General features: G+C 50.2%; 17 protein-coding genes. 11 read left to right on the plus strand and 6 right to left on the minus strand.

Annotated features, from left to right (window positions below):
• Positions 1 to 12: 12 nt before the first annotated feature.
• The 6 genes from QZ487_RS02675 to QZ487_RS02700 all read right to left on the minus strand — a co-directional run bounded on the left by QZ487_RS02675 (position 13) and on the right by QZ487_RS02700 (position 5,848).
• On the minus strand, positions 13 to 744 hold the full coding sequence (locus QZ487_RS02675; RefSeq protein ID WP_296023219.1) for a polysaccharide biosynthesis/export family protein: 732 nt from the start codon (positions 742 to 744) through the stop codon (positions 13 to 15).
• Positions 741 to 1,988, minus strand: coding sequence for an O-antigen ligase family protein (locus QZ487_RS11460; protein WP_367114438.1), 1,248 nt, complete (start codon positions 1,986 to 1,988; stop codon positions 741 to 743). Before QZ487_RS11460 ends, QZ487_RS02675 begins: the two co-directional genes overlap by 4 nt.
• Before the next feature lie 401 nt (positions 1,989 to 2,389).
• Positions 2,390 to 2,599: a hypothetical protein gene (locus QZ487_RS02685; protein WP_296023221.1), complete on the minus strand. Its 210-nt coding sequence runs from the start codon at positions 2,597 to 2,599 to the stop codon at positions 2,390 to 2,392.
• Between the two features lie 261 nt (positions 2,600 to 2,860).
• Positions 2,861 to 3,112, minus strand: coding sequence for a hypothetical protein (locus tag QZ487_RS02690; RefSeq protein WP_285976236.1), 252 nt, complete (start codon positions 3,110 to 3,112; stop codon positions 2,861 to 2,863).
• Positions 3,113 to 3,648: 536 nt separating this feature from the next.
• On the minus strand, positions 3,649 to 4,848 hold the full coding sequence (locus QZ487_RS02695) for a sugar transferase (protein ID WP_296023223.1): 1,200 nt from the start codon (positions 4,846 to 4,848) through the stop codon (positions 3,649 to 3,651).
• A 481-nt stretch (positions 4,849 to 5,329) separates the two neighbouring features.
• Positions 5,330 to 5,848 carry a transcription termination/antitermination protein NusG gene (locus tag QZ487_RS02700; protein ID WP_296023224.1) on the minus strand — a complete coding sequence of 173 codons (519 nt, stop codon included), beginning with the start codon at positions 5,846 to 5,848 and terminating at the stop codon, positions 5,330 to 5,332.
• A 280-nt stretch (positions 5,849 to 6,128) separates the two neighbouring features.
• Here QZ487_RS02700 and QZ487_RS02705 point away from each other — a divergent pair, with 280 nt between their 5' ends.
• The 11 genes from QZ487_RS02705 (at position 6,129) to QZ487_RS02755 (ending at position 17,627) form a co-directional block, all read left to right on the plus strand.
• Positions 6,129 to 6,482 (plus strand): MarR family EPS-associated transcriptional regulator, encoded by a 354-nt coding sequence (locus tag QZ487_RS02705; RefSeq protein WP_296023225.1) that lies wholly within the window; start codon positions 6,129 to 6,131, stop codon positions 6,480 to 6,482.
• Positions 6,479 to 7,519, plus strand: coding sequence for a mannose-1-phosphate guanylyltransferase (locus tag QZ487_RS02710; RefSeq protein ID WP_296023226.1), 1,041 nt, complete (start codon positions 6,479 to 6,481; stop codon positions 7,517 to 7,519). Before QZ487_RS02705 ends, QZ487_RS02710 begins: the two co-directional genes overlap by 4 nt.
• A gap of 94 nt (positions 7,520 to 7,613) precedes the next feature.
• On the plus strand, positions 7,614 to 8,420 hold the full coding sequence (locus tag QZ487_RS02715) for a class I mannose-6-phosphate isomerase (protein ID WP_296023228.1): 807 nt from the start codon (positions 7,614 to 7,616) through the stop codon (positions 8,418 to 8,420).
• A 218-nt stretch (positions 8,421 to 8,638) separates the two neighbouring features.
• Complete coding sequence (locus QZ487_RS02720; RefSeq protein ID WP_296023229.1) at positions 8,639 to 10,123, plus strand: asparagine synthase-related protein; 1,485 nt, start codon at positions 8,639 to 8,641, stop codon at positions 10,121 to 10,123.
• Positions 10,123 to 10,533: an adenylyltransferase/cytidyltransferase family protein gene (locus tag QZ487_RS02725; RefSeq protein ID WP_296024102.1), complete on the plus strand. Its 411-nt coding sequence runs from the start codon at positions 10,123 to 10,125 to the stop codon at positions 10,531 to 10,533. The genes QZ487_RS02720 and QZ487_RS02725 overlap by 1 nt, the downstream gene beginning before the upstream one ends.
• Positions 10,534 to 10,608: 75 nt before the next feature.
• Positions 10,609 to 11,895 carry an oligosaccharide flippase family protein gene (locus QZ487_RS02730; protein WP_296023232.1) on the plus strand — a complete coding sequence of 429 codons (1,287 nt, stop codon included), beginning with the start codon at positions 10,609 to 10,611 and terminating at the stop codon, positions 11,893 to 11,895.
• A gap of 320 nt (positions 11,896 to 12,215) precedes the next feature.
• Positions 12,216 to 13,031 carry a 2OG-Fe(II) oxygenase gene (locus tag QZ487_RS02735; RefSeq protein ID WP_296023233.1) on the plus strand — a complete coding sequence of 272 codons (816 nt, stop codon included), beginning with the start codon at positions 12,216 to 12,218 and terminating at the stop codon, positions 13,029 to 13,031.
• Positions 13,024 to 14,142, plus strand: a complete 1,119-nt coding sequence (locus tag QZ487_RS02740; protein WP_296023234.1) for a glycosyltransferase family 1 protein — start codon at positions 13,024 to 13,026, stop codon at positions 14,140 to 14,142. Before QZ487_RS02735 ends, QZ487_RS02740 begins: the two co-directional genes overlap by 8 nt.
• 58 nt (positions 14,143 to 14,200) lie before the next feature.
• Positions 14,201 to 15,340, plus strand: a complete 1,140-nt coding sequence (locus QZ487_RS02745; protein WP_296023236.1) for a CDP-glycerol glycerophosphotransferase family protein — start codon at positions 14,201 to 14,203, stop codon at positions 15,338 to 15,340.
• Positions 15,341 to 15,439: 99 nt separating this feature from the next.
• A complete protein-coding gene (locus tag QZ487_RS02750; protein ID WP_296023238.1) occupies positions 15,440 to 16,546 on the plus strand; it encodes a hypothetical protein in 1,107 nt (368 codons plus the stop codon).
• Positions 16,547 to 16,553: 7 nt separating this feature from the next.
• Positions 16,554 to 17,627 (plus strand): DUF1972 domain-containing protein, encoded by a 1,074-nt coding sequence (locus QZ487_RS02755; RefSeq protein WP_296023239.1) that lies wholly within the window; start codon positions 16,554 to 16,556, stop codon positions 17,625 to 17,627.

Below are 17,627 nucleotides of genomic sequence, written 5' to 3' on the forward strand. Positions count from 1 at the left end.
GTCTTTTGCCGCCTAACGGTTGCTGTCGAGGAGCAGAACGGCCGGCGCCAGGAGCGGCGTCGCTGCCAGGAAGTCACGGAAAATCCGCCTGCTGTTTGAATCGCCTACAATAACGATGTCACTCGCGAAAATTTCCGGGTCGCCATACTGGCCCTTCTCAATCGCGCGCACGTCGTAAAGTGCGGCATAGTCCTGGTCGCCCACTGTGCGTAAGACCACGACCTCACCCTTCTTGGAAAATTCTGTCCAGCCTTCCGCGGACGCAATCGCTGTCATAAGCGTCATCCGGCCAACGATTGGATAGACGCCCGCCTTCTTAACTTCCCCGCTGATGGTGACGGTCTGACTGAAAATCTCTTTCAGATTGACGGTTATTTGCGGGTCTTTGATGAACCGTCCGCGGAAGCGGTCAGCCATCATCTCGCCCACTTCGCCTGGCGTTTTGCCTGCCACCTCGAGTGTGCCAATAAGGGGGAAGGTAAGCCGCCCGCTTGCGTCAACCTGTATTTCCTTTTTGGAAAGTTCCTCGCTGCCAAAGACGTCGATATTAAGAATGTCAAAGGGTCCCACTCTATAGGCCCTCTCATTGGCAGAAAGATCCGCCACTGTGGGCTCAGGCAAGGCATTGCCTTCAACCACTTCCAGTCCCGGCGCGCCACCAATATCCGTAGACGTCGACGCGCAGCCGCTAAGGGCAATAGCAAGCGGCGCCAGCGCAAATTTGAGGAAAATAGTCAGCTTCATGAAGCTTCTGGCTTTCTTTTGTGAGTGTTGTCCGTTTCCGAGCTCCAAGCCCATACCGCAGCAATGGCGAATAGGGCTGAAAGGATTGGGGTGCGCAAGGGATAGTCGCTGAGACTGGCAAAGGCCAGCACAAGAATGACGATGATGCCGCACTTGCGCAAATGGCCTGCGACGCCGCGTGCCGCAAGGGCAGACTTGGCGCCAAGCGCGAACATAATGAGCGCAGCCAACGCCAGCACAGCGCCCGGTATGCCTGACGTCAGCGCAATATCTATCCAGTCATTATGCGCCTGATTGAAATAGCCTGGGATAAGAAGTGTGGGCGGCTCGTGTATTTGATAGATTGGCACAAAAGAGCCTATCCCCGAACCCCAGGGCATATATTGAGGGATAAATTCAAGCATACTCTCCCACACCGGCATGCGCAGCTCATTTTCGGTGCCCGCAGCCATCCTGTCTAAAGCCTTGTCGCGTGCCAAAAAGACCGATCCTGCCGCCATGCCAGCTGCAATAAGCGCGCCTGCGCCCGCCTGCATTGCGCCGCTAAGCGCAAAACCCTTGCCGCCTGCATCCCTCGAGAAACGCATAAAGATAAGGCAAGAGAACCCTATAAGGCCAACGACAAGGCCCATCCTTGAGCCTGTCACCATAATGAGCGGAACGAGCGCTATCATTCCTGTGGCCGCGACTAGGCGGACAGGCCTTGTATGCTTGGTATAAGCGCTGGCGCACAGCGCGAGAGCTGCGATCATAGGGAACATTGCCCCTAGCATCGCTGCCTGATGATTGCGATTGGCAAATAGCCCCGCCGAGACTGATGACACTCTATAAAAGCGCACATCTGTGCCTGCCGCCTGCAATACCCCAACCATACCGCTGACAAGGCAAAGCAAAATAACGAGCGCGAGAAGTCGCACCCGATCCTTCTCATTAAGCTGCGCGGCAAGAAGCAGTGCAGCTAATGGGACGCTCATCGCGTAAAGCGCATTCCATGTCCCCTCAGGAAACATGCTTAAGGGACGCCACTGGCCTTCAAGCCCCGCAACCTGATCTATCTCGGCGATAATCTCGCGGCCAGGAAGCGACTGCCAAACCCCAGGAGGCAGGGGCATAAGGTGAAGCGCTGTAAGTGCCAGCGAGGCGAGCGCTAAAAGCAGAAGGGGGCGATAGGCGCGCCAATGCTCTGAGGTAAAGTTTATTAGCGCAAAGCCCGCCGCCAGAATTGCGGCGGGGCGCAAAAGCATAATGTGCGGCGTGTCATAGCGAGACGTTCCGCCCGTAGCGAAAATGAGCACTAAGAGTACCGTGAGCACGCCAAGGGGGATGCTCCAATCTCTCAGATTGAGAAGCGAATAGGTGCGCCTGACACTACGAGATCCTGAGTTCGACACTTAAAATTTAGTCGCCCAATATATCAGCCCATAAATCATCTGAAAAACGCATTTCTAAGGGCATGTATCCCCTCTGCATGCTCGAGATTTTTTGGCAGCCGCGCCGGCGAAGGTCAACCTGCTCTGACGCGAATTTCTATCAGAGCTCCTCACCTTTAAGGCGTCGGTTCGAAGACTGGCTTCGAGGCGCGGGTTCAAAGAAAAGGGGCGACGCCTCGCAAGGCCCGCCCCTCTTTCTGCAAAGTCTGTAAGGCTTACGGACTTACTGGCTCATCATCATCTGTTACGGCAATGATGATGCCTGCAACAGCGGCTGCTCCCACGAGAATAAGGACCGTGGAGATGCCAGCCAGTTCGTTTTCATCTTCTGCAGGTGCTATCGTCCGAGCAGTAGAGATTTCTGCCATCGCTGGCGTAATAGCGAGCGAAAGAACCGCCGCTGCTGCAAAAAATTTCTTTACCATTTTCAAATCCCTCAAAAAGCGACTCGTTTCACAAATGAAACAGTACAGCCCTTTTGCTGCAATGCAAGCACATTCGGGGGCGGCACCCCCGTTAATGGCTTGCTGGCCGCAAAAAGTTTTACATCGTCAGTTGTCATAGACTTAGGTTATGACGATTTAATTAATAAACCGCTCAATCAGGCTAAAAAGGGGGCAGGCTAAAAAAGGGGGGCAGCCTTTAAGCCGGCCAGCCCCCTTGTTTTGCGATCAAGACCAAGAGCCTTAAGAGCTTACGGGGTCGTCATCGTCATCATAATCGTCGTCATCATCGTCATCGTCGCCATCAAGGGCGATAAAGATGGTGGCTGCTAGACCCACAGCGCCTGCAATGGGAAGCAGCAGGTCACGAAATCCGCTTTCGCCCTCCTCTTGCACAGCTGCCTCGGGTGCAGCTGGCTCATTAGCCACCTGCGCTAGAACCGGGCCCACCGCTAAAGAGAGGACTGCCGCTGTCGCAAAAAGGCGTGATATCATTAGGTAAACTCCAAAAATCTCGAAAAAAGAATGCGCTAGCTAAGTGCGTAAGCGCAATCAGTCAAGGACCACCCAAGCTCCCCCTCATATTAGCTGCGGCTTGAGGGCGAGGTTGTTTTTGCGCGAGCCGCTAGCAGGCACTCGTGCAAAAAATGTGCGCATGGGGTCTGGACCTGTGCCTCTTCCACTTCTAACTGCAGCCAAGCAAAAATGATCACCAACGCCCTATTTGAAGACATAGCTAACTGACGCGATGATAAACTTTCTTGTCAAAATTTGGGGCCTGATAGCGCTCTGCCCGAGGGGTATACACAAGCGCAGCGGCTCAAAAATTAGGAAGCATAAAGACACCTACACGTCTGCTTGCCGCTCCTGCGGCAGGCCCATGATCCGTGTCGCTAAACGCCGCTGGAAACTGATCGACGAGGCCTAAGTCGCGAGCGCCTTGAGAGCCAGGCGATTGCAGTGACTGCGCCTTGGCAAAAATTTGGCTTTCGTAAAATTAAAGGCTGCGCAGGGCCAGATTTAATGGCGCCTCACTTCGCCCCGATCCCGCCTAAAACCACTCTGATTGTCTTAAGCGCGATGAGCAGGTCCAGCCAAAGGGACAGGTTTTTGATATAATAGAAGTCAAACCGGAGCTTGGCGCGCACTTCATCGACATCAGCTACATGCCCCTGATTGACCTGTGCCCAGCCCGTAATTCCTGGGCGCACGATATGCCGATAGGCATAAAAGGGTATTTGATCTTCGTACCAATTCGCAAGCTCAGAGGCCTCAGGGCGCGGGCCAATCCAGCTCATCTCGCCCTTGAGGATATTCCACGCCTGCGGCAATTCATCGAGGCGGGTCTTTCTTAAAAAACGCCCCACGCGCGTGATCCTGTCATCACCATCGCGCGTCACTGCATCTAATCGGCGAGCGTCATCACTGTCTTCTACAGACCTCTCGTGCATGGTTCTGAACTTAACCATCTTAAAATATTCGCCGCGATGACCAAGCCGCTTCTGATAAAATAAAATTGGCCCCCGCCCGTCCAATTTAACCAGCAAGGCGATCAGGCTAAGGGCTGGCAATAAGAATGGCGCGAGCGCAATCACAGACGCGACATCGATGACCCTCTTTGCCATCCGGTAGGGTATGTTGGGTATGAGCGAGCCTAATTCATTTTCACGCAAATGACTGATCCGCACCTCTCCTGTAATTGCCTCTTCAATCAGGCGGTAGTGGTAGACGGGGACGCCTCTAAGGGCTGCCTTGGCGAGGAGGCGCGCCCACTCATCGCCTTGCTCGTGGTGCAGGTCTGCGACGATGGACCCGCTGATGAGTTTGCGCTCGATCAGATCGTCGAGTTCCCTGGGCGACCCCAAACTCAAAAAGCCGGCTTGCTTTAGGAGGCGGCCAACATTGCCTCCTGGCACGACAAAGTGCCTCATTTTTGGATTGGCGTGGCGTATTCTTGCTGTCACGAGATAGCTGATGGCCAGTGAGCTTGCCGCGCAAATAAGGAGCAGGCTCCAAGGAATACTTGTCCTCAAGAAGGCATTCGCGCTTATCACTGCGCCAAAGGCGATTGAGTTGACGGGCAAGACATAGGATAGAACTCGTGCGCGAGAATAGCTGCGCAATTTTGCGATCACGAACCAGGCCGCCAGATTGGCAAGTAGGATCTGGGAAAGCCACAGCAGGTTTGCCGAAGTATCAAGTGGTATGCCGCGAGTAGCAGACCACGACACTGCAGGTATCGCAACTCCTGCAGAGACGTAAAATGCCACCTGTTCTATATTGGATAAGGCAGGCCCAGTTTGGGCTGTTGCTAAATTGAGCGGGGTTCTCCTCATGAGCCCTTGGCCCTTCCAGACTTGAGCGACAATATCGCGTCAATTAAAATGACGCCTATCGTGGCCGCAATAACATCGACAGCCAAGTCCTGTAGGCTCGCATCGCGCCCAAGCAAGGGCCAGGCCTGCGCGCACTCGATGCCTGCGCCAAGTGCTACGAGGGCGAGGATAATTGTTGCGGCGCGCGCGTAGGGAAATGCCAGGCGCGAGGCTAAGGCAAGACTAATAAACGCCGCAGCATGGAGTAAGACGTCACTTGGATTTCCCGGCAGGAGAGGGGGCTTGGGCATAAGCGCCAGCGTCACGCAGACGCTTACCGCGCCAACAAGGGCAAGGCGCCACAGCAATGCCCCTGGGCGCAGTGGAGCAAGTCTGCTCATAGGCTGCTCGCCCGCCTCACGCCATCAAGCGGCATTTTGACGCGCGTTGCTTGCCCCATGATGTCAAGCAGAAGCCATGCCCTTTCATTGGGGGCCAGTCCCTCAAATCTTCCGATAAAGCCCGCAAAGGCGCCTTGTGCTACTCTTACAGCCTCGCCTACCTTATATGAGACGCTCGGCGATGTGACGACGCCCTCCACACAACTTGACTGTATCTCTTGAATTAAACGCGCATCGACCTGCTGAGGCGTACCCCCAAAGCTCACCAACTGCGCCACGCCATGCGTCGACCTAATCGCGCGCCAAGGGCTTGAGGATGCATCTGCGCCAACAAAGAAGTATCCCGCAAAATAGGGTCTGAGTGCCTCGACGAAGCGCCCGCCTCTTCTCTGCGTATATCGCTCCATCGGCATGAAGATATGAAAGCCCTGCGCCTGAAGATTGCGCGCCGCAATGCGCGCCGCATTGGGCTTTGCCTTTGCAGCAAACCAATTTGGGTGCCTTGGGCCTTCCATTGCCTAACCGTGTCCTTTAATTTCTCGCCATTAAGAGCCGGCCTAAACCTCAAAGAACTCTCGCCTGCAAGCACTATCATTTCATTTTTGAAAAAATTGTTGCAATTGCTCAGGCCGAGCTTATTGCTCAAAATTGAGCAATGCAAATGCGATTGCAAAAGTCCTACCAAAACCTGCGTCAGGGGCAATGCGCTTCTTATGCCGTGCGGCAGCCTGCCTTAATTGCGCGCCAAACCGATAAATTGAAGGGTATGATGCCGTGACAAACTCGCGGCAACTGATGCACGAGGACGCCAAAACGCGTGTCCTGCGCTTGCTTGCAGAAAATCCTGAGGTCACGCAGCGCGAGCTGTCGCAAGCTGTGGGGATTAGTACAGGCAGTGTGCACTACCTCCTTAATGCCCTATTGGAGATGGGTCTCATAAAATTCGGTAATTTTAGCGCCAGCAAAGACAAGCGGCGCTACGCCTATATTTTAACGCCTCAAGGCATGGCTCAAAAGGCCGAGCTTACGCGCCGCTTCTTAGCGCGCAAACTTGAAGAATACGAAGTCTTGTCCCAAGAAATAGCAGCCCTCGAAGACGAGCTCGCGGATAGCAGTGCAGGGCGCAAGGCTAAGGGCCTATCCAAGTGACTGAACTTATAACGCCTCTCATACTCTCTGGCGGTTCGGGCACGCGCCTGTGGCCCCTCTCAACGCCAGAGCGACCCAAGCAATTCCTCAATCTTTACGGCGAAGGCACAATGATCGCTCAGACGATCCAGCGCGTTAACGATGAGAACATGTTCACTTCGCCGATTGTGCTTGGCTCTGCCTCGCACGAGGGCCACTTGAGGACAGCCTTCTCTAAGGCTGGCGAAAAAACTGCCTCGATTATTTTAGAGCCCTGCGCGCGCAATACCGCGCCTGCCATTGCCTTAGGCGCTTTTTATGCAGGAGAAGATGCGCTTCTTCTCGTAATGCCAAGCGACCATGTCATCCGAGACAATGACGCCTTTCTTGCAGCCTTAAAGCGCGCGCTGCCAGCGGCGATGAGCGGGCACTTGGTCACCTTCGGCATTGAGCCAACAGGCCCTGACACAGGCTTTGGCTACATTCGCGCAGGCGAAGCATTAGGCAGCGCACCTGGCGCATTTGATGTAGAGGCCTTTATTGAAAAGCCCGACGAGGCGCGCGCCCGCGCTATGCTTAACGAGGGCGGGCATTGCTGGAATGCCGGCATCTTCCTTTTTAAGTCTGGCGTCTTTTTGGAGGAGCTTGAGCGGCATCAGCCGCAAGTTTTTGCCGCCGCAAAGGCCGCCATTGAGCGCGCCTCGTCTTGGCGCAACATTACCTCGCCTCAGGCTGAAAAATTCGAAACCTCACCCTCCATCTCCGTCGACTACGCCGTCATGGAATTATCAGAACAGGTTGCTGTCGTGCCGATGTCTTGCGGTTGGTCTGATCTTGGCAGCTGGGATGCCTTGGCTGAGATTGGCGAGAAGGACGAGGCCGGCAATGTTATTATTGGCGAAGTGCGCGTGAAGGATGGCTTTGGCAATCTCATTAAGACAACCGGTCCGCGCGTGAGCACCATTGGCATGCGCGATACGATTGTAGTTGTATCAGATGCGGAAGTTTTGATTATGCCTCGCGGCTCCTCGCAGCGCGTGAAGGATTTTGCCTCGTGATGCGCGCCTTCATCCCGGCTCAGATAACTGAGAGCAGTTGGCATTTGGTCATGATCAGTCTCGTGTTTCTGGCGCTATTGGCGAGGGCGCTTTGGTGAGACAATCCGCGCAGCTTTTAAGCGCCAAGCAGGTTATTAAGCCGTGGGGGCGCCGCGACCTGCCTGCGCCTTTTGAATTGAGCGGCGGGTCAAGCATTGGCGAGATTTGGTTTGAGCACGAGCGCGCGCCATTGGACTTGCTCGTCAAATATCTTTTTACTAGCGAAAAGCTCTCGATCCAGGTGCACCCCAGCGATGAGCTCGGCGCAGAAAAGGGGCTGCCTTCGGGCAAGGAGGAGTGCTGGCTGGTGCTCCATGCAGAGCCCGGCGCCGCCCTTGGGATTGGCACACGCGAGCCATTAACCTCTGACCAATTGCGCGCCGCCGCCCTCGATGGCTCGCTTGAGCAGCTGATGGACTGGAAGCCCGTATCTCGCGGCGATTTCTATTACATTCCGGCCGGCACGGTGCACGCGATCGGCGCAGGCGTGACACTGGTGGAGATCCAGCAGAACGCTGATATTACCTACCGCCTGTTTGATTATGGCCGTCCTCGCGAACTGCACCTTGACGAAGGGCTTGAGGCGGCGGCGGCCGGGCCATATCCAGATGATCTTGGAGGCAAGGTAAATTTCGCAGTCGACCAGCAGCTTGTGGCGGGGCCAAAGTTTGACCTGTGGCTGGGCTCCTCTTGGCCTGCTGAGGGTCTATCAAGCGAGCTTGCACATATTATTCCTCTGGTGGGCAGCGTTAGTGCCGAGGGCGTGAGCGCTAAGGCTGGCGAATGCCTGGTCTGTGCGCCGCGCGTACCTTTGGAAGTTGCGCCCGGCGCTCGTTTGCTTTTTGCGCAGGCGCGCAAATGATGGCGCGCGTCAAAGTCCCCAGAGTTTAAGTTATCGGGGTTTTGGTATCTAAAAGAGGGGTGCCGCTGAGTTCTTGTGTTAAAGGCAGTTTGAGCAGGCGCGTGCAATCAGAGGTTTTTCAGAAAGCTTTATTTTAGGCATTTTCATTAGAGATAAGAACATTAACATAATTGAGTCCAATCCATATGTGTGGAATATTTGTCAGTAACGATCCATTTTTGCCGAAAAACGCTAAGTCCATCCTTGAGAATCGGCTTAGGTTTCGCGGGCCCGACGGCACCAGCGGTCTTGTCGTAAGAAGTGAATGGTCAACCTACCATTCTCGGTTAGCCATCATTGAATTACACTCAGGCGCAAATCAGCCCTTCGTAAATGACGATGGAAGCCAACTTATTTATAATGGAGAAATAGTAAATTTTGAGCATTTAGGATTTCGTTATTTTGGAAAAAAATACACAAGTGACGTTGCGCTCCTTAATGACTTAATCGTCGGAGATAAGCTAAAAATATCTGAACTTGATGGCTTCTTCGCTTTTATATTTATAGATGGAAATGGAATTTTACGCCATGCGTGCCGGGACAGGTTCGGAGTAAAGCCTTTATTTTACTATGAAACACCGAGAGGACACTATTCTTTCAGCTCAGAGCCTAGCGCTCTTATTGAATTGTACGATCTCAGCGTCAACCAAGATGCGATTTCAGAGTATCGCGCCTTTCGATATCCTTTGTTCTCTAAATCATTCTACAGTGGTATATTAGAGGTAAAGCCAGGTACTTGCCTGGTGGCTGGCCGCTATTTCGATTTAGAAACCTCCCTAGCTAATTCATCACAGTCTGTCGACCAATCGGAATTAGCCCTTGCCTTACAGAGGGGAGTGGCAAGCCGTTGTGTGTCAGATGCTCCTGTTGGCCTTCTTCTGAGTAAAGGAATCGATAGCAACCTAATCAAACATCAACATAAGTTTGATCGATTCTATACCGTTGGGTTCCCGGGAGACGAGGACCTACAGTTCCTCCAAGGGTGCGGCATTAAGAACCTTACGACTAAGATCACATGTCCGGACGAATTTAGAGAGGCATTCTATCATTTGCTCAAACTGAAGAATGAGCCGATGTCAGTTCCAAACGAGGTGCTTCTCTACCTCGTTGGAAGGGAGGCCGCTGCAGATGGTGTTAAAGTGCTGCTTTCGGGCGAGGGGGCCGACGAATTTTTCGCAGGGTATGATAGAATTTTCAGCTGGGCAGCACAGGCTTCGAAATTCGATATTGACACATTCACGTCACTCTATTGTTATTCTGCGGTCGATCGCACCTCGGCCCTTTACTCCCGCCTCGAAAATGCATTTAATGAATTTGAAAGCGACAATGTTTTCCAGAAAGTCCGATGGTTCTTTATAAAATACCACCTGCCTGTTCTTTTTCGCAGGCTCGACTTCTCACTCATGGCCGCTGGAATTGAGGGGCGTGAACCTATCGCAAACAGCCATCTGTTCGACGTAGCGATAAAGCTTACTGCAGCCGATCTGATGAGGGATTCGCTAGGTAAATTGCCGCTTCGCCTTTTGGCTGAACAGGCAATGGGTAAAGAGTTCGCTTTCGCCAAGAAGGTTGGTTTTCCTGTTGACCTGACACAGATATTCCGAAACCCTAAGAACCTAAGTAGTTACGATTTGTGGTTCGAAAAAAACCTAGAGATATTATGATGATTGGTTACACTACTGGCGTTTTCGACCTATTTCATATCGGCCATGTAAACATGATCCGCAATGCGAAGGGCATGTGCGACAGGCTCATTGTGGGCGTTACGGTTGATGAGCTAGTCTCCTATAAGAATAAAAAAGCTGTCATCCCCTTCGAGGAACGCATTGAGATCGTCCGGGCCTGCAGATATGTAGATCTAGCTGTGCCACAGGAATCGATGGACAAGCTGGACGCGCTTAGGCGTTACAAGTTCGACATCATGTTCGTCGGAGATGACTGGTACAAGAGCGACCGGTGGGAAGATCTCGACCGCGATTTCTCCGCTCGAGGTGTCAAAATTCAGTATTTTCCCTATACGGTAACAACCTCATCAAGTTTAATAAATCAGACTTTGGAACAACTTCGTAAGTGATTCCTTTGAAAACATCCTGCTTGATAGATAGAGCGGGTCCGACCTCCTTATTGGTCGGGATTTTTGCGTCCTACAGTGAATAAACCAAAACTAGAACAGCGCGCATTCACACGACTATTCGCGGGCGTTTCTGCTCTCTATTTTGTCGGAATTCCGTTGACCATTATGGTCTCGATTGTTCTAGCCCGCACATTGAGTGTGGAAGAATTCGGTATGTTTGGCTTCATCATTTCGCTTGCCACAGTTTTAGCCATCCCAGTTACTGCAGGACTTCCAACTTTGTTGACACGCGAGGTTGCGGGCTACTCTTTGCGTAAAAATTGGGGATCATATCGCGGGTTATTTGTGTGGGCCCACGTTTGGGTTGTGACATTTTCAGCCGTTGTTGCTTTGGGAATTTTGGTATGGCTTCTGCTGGCGCGCGAGCCCAACAAGCTCGCGCTCATGGCGTGTGCTGCTATCATGCCATTTCTTGGTTTCACCGCGGTTCGGACAGGGATCCTCAAAGGCTTACAGCGCCCCATTCTCGCTGAGGCACCTTCTCAAATCATCCAGCCAGTTTTGCTCATAGCTGGTTACCTAGCGCTGGCATATTTCGGCCTGTCCTCAGTTGAGAGTGTGCTTGTTTGGTATGTTTCAACAGCCGTCATCGTCTTTTTGATTGCATTAACGCTGCTGCTGCGCGCTCGGCCCGCTGCCGTGGCGACAGCATCTGTATCGTACACAGAAATGCCACGATGGTTCCGGTCGCTACCGGCCTTTGCCATGATCGGTGCTGTTGTTGCTCTTAATGCGCAGATCGCCATATTATTGCTGGGTTCCGCCGGCTTGAACGAACAGGTTGCCTTCATGAGGGTTGCAGAAAGGGGCGCCCATCTTGTAGTATTTCCGCTCTATTTCGCTGGTGCTGTACTTGCCCCCTATTTGGTTGCAGCAATAAAAGCGGAAGACCGTGCAGAACTACAGAGAATCAACCGGTTTTCATCAAGACTCGCGTTCTCCCTTTCGCTCTCTATCACTGTATTGCTTGCCGGGTTTGGCACTGAGATCATTGCCTTAACTTTTGGTGCCACCTATTCCGACGCCGCTCTGGCACCCATGTTGATCCTTGTTGCTGCTCAGACAGTGGCAGCTGCGTTGGGTGCATCCAATCTTCTCCTCACCATGAGTGAAAACGAGAATTTGGCGCTTCTCAGCCAAGCGGCCGGCTTGCTCATAATCTTCATTGTGACGCTCATGCTAATCAGTCGTTTTGGAGCAGTTGGTGCCGCAACGGGTGCTGCATCTGGGATCATCGTAAATCGAGGAGTTGATTTCATAGCCGTGAGAGTAAGGCTTGGCTTTTGGCCTGGAATATTTTGATGCAGTGTAGCCCAATAACGTTTGTTCAACATCCGGCACTGACTGATCTAGCGCTGCGCCTCCCACGTAGGCGCTGGATCGTATTTGTCTTTTGGTAAACCCAAACTACCTGAAGAGTCTGATTTGTGAAGGAGAAGAGGTTCTCTTCGCTGGAGATCGACAATACACCTACATAGAACTTGGGCTTCGGATTGGCGCACTAACCCTTCTTGTAAATTATTGAACGAAAAATGCACCCAGCGCTGTGCTGCAAAGTGGTGCGCAAATTTTTGAAACTCCAAATGTCGTGCTGATTGACTACTTAGGGGATGGAGATGACAATGACCGATGATTACCAGGCTTCGAGAGCGGTTTCGAAATTACTACAAGTAGGAGCGCAAAGTCTTTGGGCGAATGCGGAGCCATATCCATTCATAATTGTGGATGATTGGTTGGACTCAAATTGGGCGGATGAGGTCCATAATGAGATTCTTCAGGCCCCGACCAACCTTCAATCTAACGATTTTGTTTTCGCTAAGGCAAAGTTTGAGAATCCCGATTTTGCTCTTTTTGGGCCGGGTTGCTCAGCTTTACACTCTCTCTTAATAGGAACTGCATTTTCCGATGCGCTGTCAAAAATTACTGGACAGGATCTTATTATCGACCCTACCTTTTTAGGGGGCGGTGTTCATAGGGGCGGGCGGGGCTCCTATCTCGATATGCACACAGACTTCTTGGAGCACCCAAATAAGCCTAATCTCCATAGAAGGCTCAATATTTTGCTTTACCTGAATAAGAACTGGGAAAAGGGATGGGGTGGCGACCTCCGCTTACGCCACATTGAGGAAGGGGAAACTTTTTCTATTCCACCGATATTTAATCGCTTGGTCATCATGGAATCATCTGAGGTAACACTGCATGGATACACTAAAATAAACATCCCTGAGGGGCGATTCCGGACATCTGTGGCTGCTTATGCGTATTCATCCGAGCTTTCGTCCGGAGGAAGGTCGTTTACGACCTGGTACCCCGAAAAATCTTCCATAAGAAGATTGATAGCGCAATTTTTACCAATGGCCATTAGCCTAAAGCGCAGGTTCTTCGGTAGTAGGACCGCTTCTAGATCGGCAGAAGAAAAACAAAAGATCGATGAGTGATAATACGGTACACATTTTTGTCGAAGGGCACGCCTTAGATGGGAGCAGTCAAGGCGTCACCACATATATTGCTAATCTGTACAAGAATTTTGAGGCACGGCAATTTAATATCTTCGTAGGATTGGAACCGGGAAGTGATTTATCCGAGTATGAATTGAACGGCGATAACATTCATCCAATTTACTACTCTACCCAAAATAAATTTTGGCGCTACACCTATGAGATACCCTTACTGATCAAACGGCACAGTATTTCCGTTGCTCATTTCCAATACATTACCCCTTTATGGAAGAATTGCAGTTGGATTACTACGATTCATGATATTCTTCCATTAGATTTTAGGAATCAATTTCCGTTATCCTTTCAAGTCACGCGCACTTTTTTCTACTGGGTGGCAGCGAAACGGTCAGATATTTGTTTGACAGTTTCCAACTATACAGCTGAAAGAATTCGGGCCCGTTTCGGAGCGGTGAAACATCTGGAGATCATAGAAAATGGCATTGATCAAAACGCGCTTGGATCTGACAGATTAGGTAGGCTATCCGGCGGGTCTAAAAAGCCCTATATATTATGCGTAAGCCGTTTCGAGAATAGAAAGCGACAACATTTACTGTTAGAGCTAATAGCACAGGGCATTATCGATACTTCTAAATTTGACATGATCTTTGTCGGCGCCGCCACACACGAGCGCACAGAGTTTGATACTCGACTGCCTGCTATGCCTTCTAGGGATAGGAAAGCTATTTTTCGGTTTGAGCACGTGTCTACTGCTGAATTAACCAGCCTATACGAAGACGCAGTTTTGACAATTTACCCCAGTTTAGCCGAGGGGTTTGGCCTGCCCGTCATTGAGTCGTTTGCAAATGGAACACCCTGTTTCTTTGCAAATAATACTGCCATGACTGATTTTCGTGATATCGCCCCCGAATTTGCTTTTGACAACCCGGATGATTTGAACCGAAAAATTGAACAATTTTTGCGCGAACCTAAATATTTTAGTCGCAGTTTAGAAAATGCCAAACAAAAACTTCTCGAGCGTTATGATTGGAGTAGGAGTGCAGTAAGGCTACAAAAACTTATCTTTGAACTCGATGGCGGACTGAATAAGTGATGCGCGACACATTGATGAAAATCTAGCTTATACCGCAGGATATAGAGCACTCTAAGGCTTGCGTGAAAACAAAATGATTCAAAATTCCCGTCTCTTTGCTCCCATTTTGGAATATGGGTTTCGCCTAGCCTACACCACACTGCACTTAATCTTATCTATTCTCCTCAAAAATGTATCCAGAAAAAAACCATGGGTTATATTTGGATCAGAATTCGGAGAAGAAAGTAGCCACATTAAAGGCGTGCTTCCCAAATTTATTGAGAGCTGTGATGCCGATGTCTTTTTTTACGACAAGAAGCTGAGGAGGCTCCGGCGCTTAGGAGCTCAAGAGCAGATTTACGGGCGTTTTGCTTCGTTGAGAATGCGTTTAGAAGCATCAGTTTATGTGGTTACGCACAATATTCGCGATATTTTCGTTATGAAGCCCCCGCACACTACTTTGATAAACCTTTGGCATGGCATCCCCATTAAACCGATAGGTTTCGACTCCCAAATCGAGAGGGCTATGCTTGCCAGGGTTAAGCGTAGGACTGGTTATTATCCTTATGAACAATGGGATCATTTGATCTGTTATTCTGAGCACCACAAAGCTTTGATGGTGTCGGCCACGAGGGGCATGTGTAAAAATTACTCTATTCTAGGTAATCCTATGGTCGCTGCGCCGCGGGTAAAAGCCAACAAAAAAAAGTATGTCGTATACTTGCCGACGTTTCGGAATAAACCCGTCAACGATTTTCTTCTTCTAAAAAATTATGCCGAACTATCACTCGAAATCACATCGGGGAAGGCGGCGGATTGTACTCAAATTCTTAAGAAACACCCCTCGAGCCCTTCAGAAGGCCTGCCAAGCGGCTTATCAAAAATAATTTCAAACGAAACAGTTAGTAGCCTCCTGAATAAGGCAAGTATTTTAGTAACTGATTATTCGAGCGTAATCTTCGAAGCGATAGCGCTTAAAATTCCCGTGATATTGTATCGGCCCGATGCCCGAGAGTACCTTGAAACCTACGGTGAACTTTATGATTTGCCATATAATCCAAACGTAAAAGAGACCACCGCTTGCAGAGAGGCTGCAGGCTTAATAAACCAACTTCTTATGAAAGATCAGGCTTTTGAAATAAGCGAGCTGACAACTGTAGAAACTTTTAGAGCCGATAAGTTCGTGGATTTGGTTAAAGATTGTTTATTGCAGCGTTGATATTCGAGTTCATGTTTAATCATACTGTACAGGTTATATATTAAGTCGATGCTCACCAGAGACCATTTTCATCAATGCCTTAAGTATTTGGCTTTGTTCGTGTCTGCGTTCGCAGTCGTATTTATTTTTTTACCCGCTACTTTTGATTTACATGGCATAAATTATCGTTTCGATTTTACGACTATTTTAGTGGGAAACTCGGTGCTGTTGGCAGTTCTCTGGTCTGCTTACGTGCTTTCTGCGTTAAACAAAAGCCAGCAGCGCGTAAGGGCTACGGTCATCCAAACAAATTCCACAATCAATGCTTACGAAATAAATGCAAAATTCGCTATATCTGCATTTTTGTCTTTAACTTCACTGTTCTTGTTTTATGCTATTTCTGGCGTTGCGATGCTTAATGCGGGGGCCGAGTTTGAAAGGGTGGCGCTAAAGGCAGGTAATGGTGAATATCTTATATTGGGCACAGCGTTTGCATATGTCACCATTGGGTACGTTGAAGAAAGCTATACTATCATTAAAAAGGCGGTTTCCCTCACCCTTTTAACCTTGTTGGCCTTCTCTGGTTTCAAGACACCCTTTCTTATTGGATTAATCATTTTGTTTGCCCCTCGCGAAATGCGCAATATTTTTGCTTGGCGATACTTATTTCTGACATCCGGGATATTCGTTTTAGTGGCGTTTTACGATTCTTGGCGGCTGGATTCTACTACTCTCAATTTAATCGATACTTGGATGTGGAAGCTCGCGATACCGCTATATAATTCGTCTTATGTTTTGGAATTTGTCGCAGCATATCAAAGCGGCATAGGCAGCTTAATTGCTCGCGATGTATCAGCCTTCGTTGGCGACGGCCCTTTTTCCGGGGCTTGGATCCACAGTCAAATGCCTGGCTTGGGGGCTGTAGAGAGCATTAGCGTCCCGATTGCAGCAGAAGGATTTGCTAACTTTCGTGCGCCGGGCTTCATCATCTATCCTATTTGTCTCATTATTGTTGCGGCGGCTCTCTCTTACCTTCCAGAGATCACGAAAGTAGACGGTCGGGCATGGGCTTTTCTAGTGAGCTTCATTTTGGCAAAATGTACTATTTCTGGGTTTTTCTTATCGATGATCTTCACCCTTGGCCCTGTTGTCTTGGCGTTATTAATAGTTAACGCAACTTGGACCCTCTTCAGCAGGTCTAAGTTCTTACACCGCGGTCATAGATAGGCGAATTATGTCAAAAATTGCAATAATTGGCTCTGTTGGAATCCCAGCGAGATACGGTGGATTTGAAACTCTTGTAGAAAATTTGGTCCAATCAAAAACTGCCGAGGGTTTGCCAATAACTGTCTATTGCTCCTCCAAAGCTTATCACGTTAAGCGTAAGTGTTACAAAGGAGTAAGGTTAAAATACATCAATTTTCATGCTAACGGTCTAGCATCTATTATTTACGACACCTTGAGCATTGTCGATGCCATTATGTGCCAGCATAGACGATTGCTAATTCTGGGGGTTTCCGGAGCTCCGGTCCTTCCGCTCGTTAGATTATTTTGCAAGACTCAAATTATCGTTAACTTAGATGGCGTAGAGTGGAAAAGACAGAAATGGTCTTTCCTAGCCAAACTTTATCTCCGCATTGCCGAATGGTTCGCAGTAAAGTTCTCACACGTGGTAATCGCTGACAATCGAGCCATCGCCGATTACCTCAGCGAAAGTTTCGGCTGTGACGCCAAGGTCATCCCATACGGAGGTGATCATGCAATCGAGGCGGTGCCGGATCCCGAAGCAGCGGCACATCTGCCAGAGGGCTATGCACTTGGGTTATGTCGCATTGAGCCGGAGAACAATATAGGTATGATCCTAGAAGCCTTTGATAGAATTAGTATGCCGCTTGTCTTCATTGGCAATTGGGACAAGAGCGCATATGGCCAGTCTCTTAAGGCGAAATATGCCAACCACCCGACCATTACCATCCACGGCCCGATTTATGATCCGCGGGGTCTGCGCGCCGTTCGCGACAGAGCTCAGCTTTACCTCCATGGTCATTCAGCGGGGGGGACCAACCCGGCGCTGGTCGAGATGATGCATTTTGGAATCCCGATTGCCGCTTACGACTGTAGCTTCAACCGTCATACGACTGAAAATAAGGCGCTATATTTTAAAACCGCGGACGAACTGCGCACTTTAGTCAGCTTGCTTGCACTCGAGAGCTCTGCAAGCGGTGCTCGTGAGATGGTTGAGATCGCGCAGCGTCGCTACACTTGGGACGTTATTGGCAAAGCCTATTTCGCGTTGCTGGAGGGCTGA

Origin of the sequence: uncultured Altererythrobacter sp. (genome assembly GCF_913057185.1) — a bacterium.
In the GTDB taxonomy this organism is placed as follows: Bacteria; Pseudomonadota; Alphaproteobacteria; order Sphingomonadales; family Sphingomonadaceae; genus Erythrobacter; species Erythrobacter rubellus.

Excerpts from the sequence above, each read along its gene's own strand:
- QZ487_RS02675 (WP_296023219.1), bottom strand. The coding sequence starts at position 744 with ATGAAGCTGACTATTTTCCTCAAATTTGCGCTGGCGCCGCTTGCTATT.
- QZ487_RS11460 (WP_367114438.1), bottom strand. The coding sequence starts at position 1,988 with ATGCTTTTGCGCCCCGCCGCAATTCTGGCGGCGGGCTTTGCGCTAATA.
- QZ487_RS02685 (WP_296023221.1), bottom strand. The coding sequence starts at position 2,599 with ATGGTAAAGAAATTTTTTGCAGCAGCGGCGGTTCTTTCGCTCGCTATT.
- QZ487_RS02690 (WP_285976236.1), bottom strand. The coding sequence starts at position 3,112 with ATGATATCACGCCTTTTTGCGACAGCGGCAGTCCTCTCTTTAGCGGTG.
- QZ487_RS02700 (WP_296023224.1), bottom strand. The coding sequence starts at position 5,848 with ATGGAAGGCCCAAGGCACCCAAATTGGTTTGCTGCAAAGGCAAAGCCC.
- QZ487_RS02705 (WP_296023225.1), top strand. The coding sequence starts at position 6,129 with ATGCACGAGGACGCCAAAACGCGTGTCCTGCGCTTGCTTGCAGAAAAT.
- QZ487_RS02725 (WP_296024102.1), top strand. The coding sequence starts at position 10,123 with ATGATTGGTTACACTACTGGCGTTTTCGACCTATTTCATATCGGCCAT.
- QZ487_RS02735 (WP_296023233.1), top strand. The coding sequence starts at position 12,216 with ATGACCGATGATTACCAGGCTTCGAGAGCGGTTTCGAAATTACTACAA.
- QZ487_RS02740 (WP_296023234.1), top strand. The coding sequence starts at position 13,024 with ATGAGTGATAATACGGTACACATTTTTGTCGAAGGGCACGCCTTAGAT.
- QZ487_RS02755 (WP_296023239.1), top strand. The coding sequence starts at position 16,554 with ATGTCAAAAATTGCAATAATTGGCTCTGTTGGAATCCCAGCGAGATAC.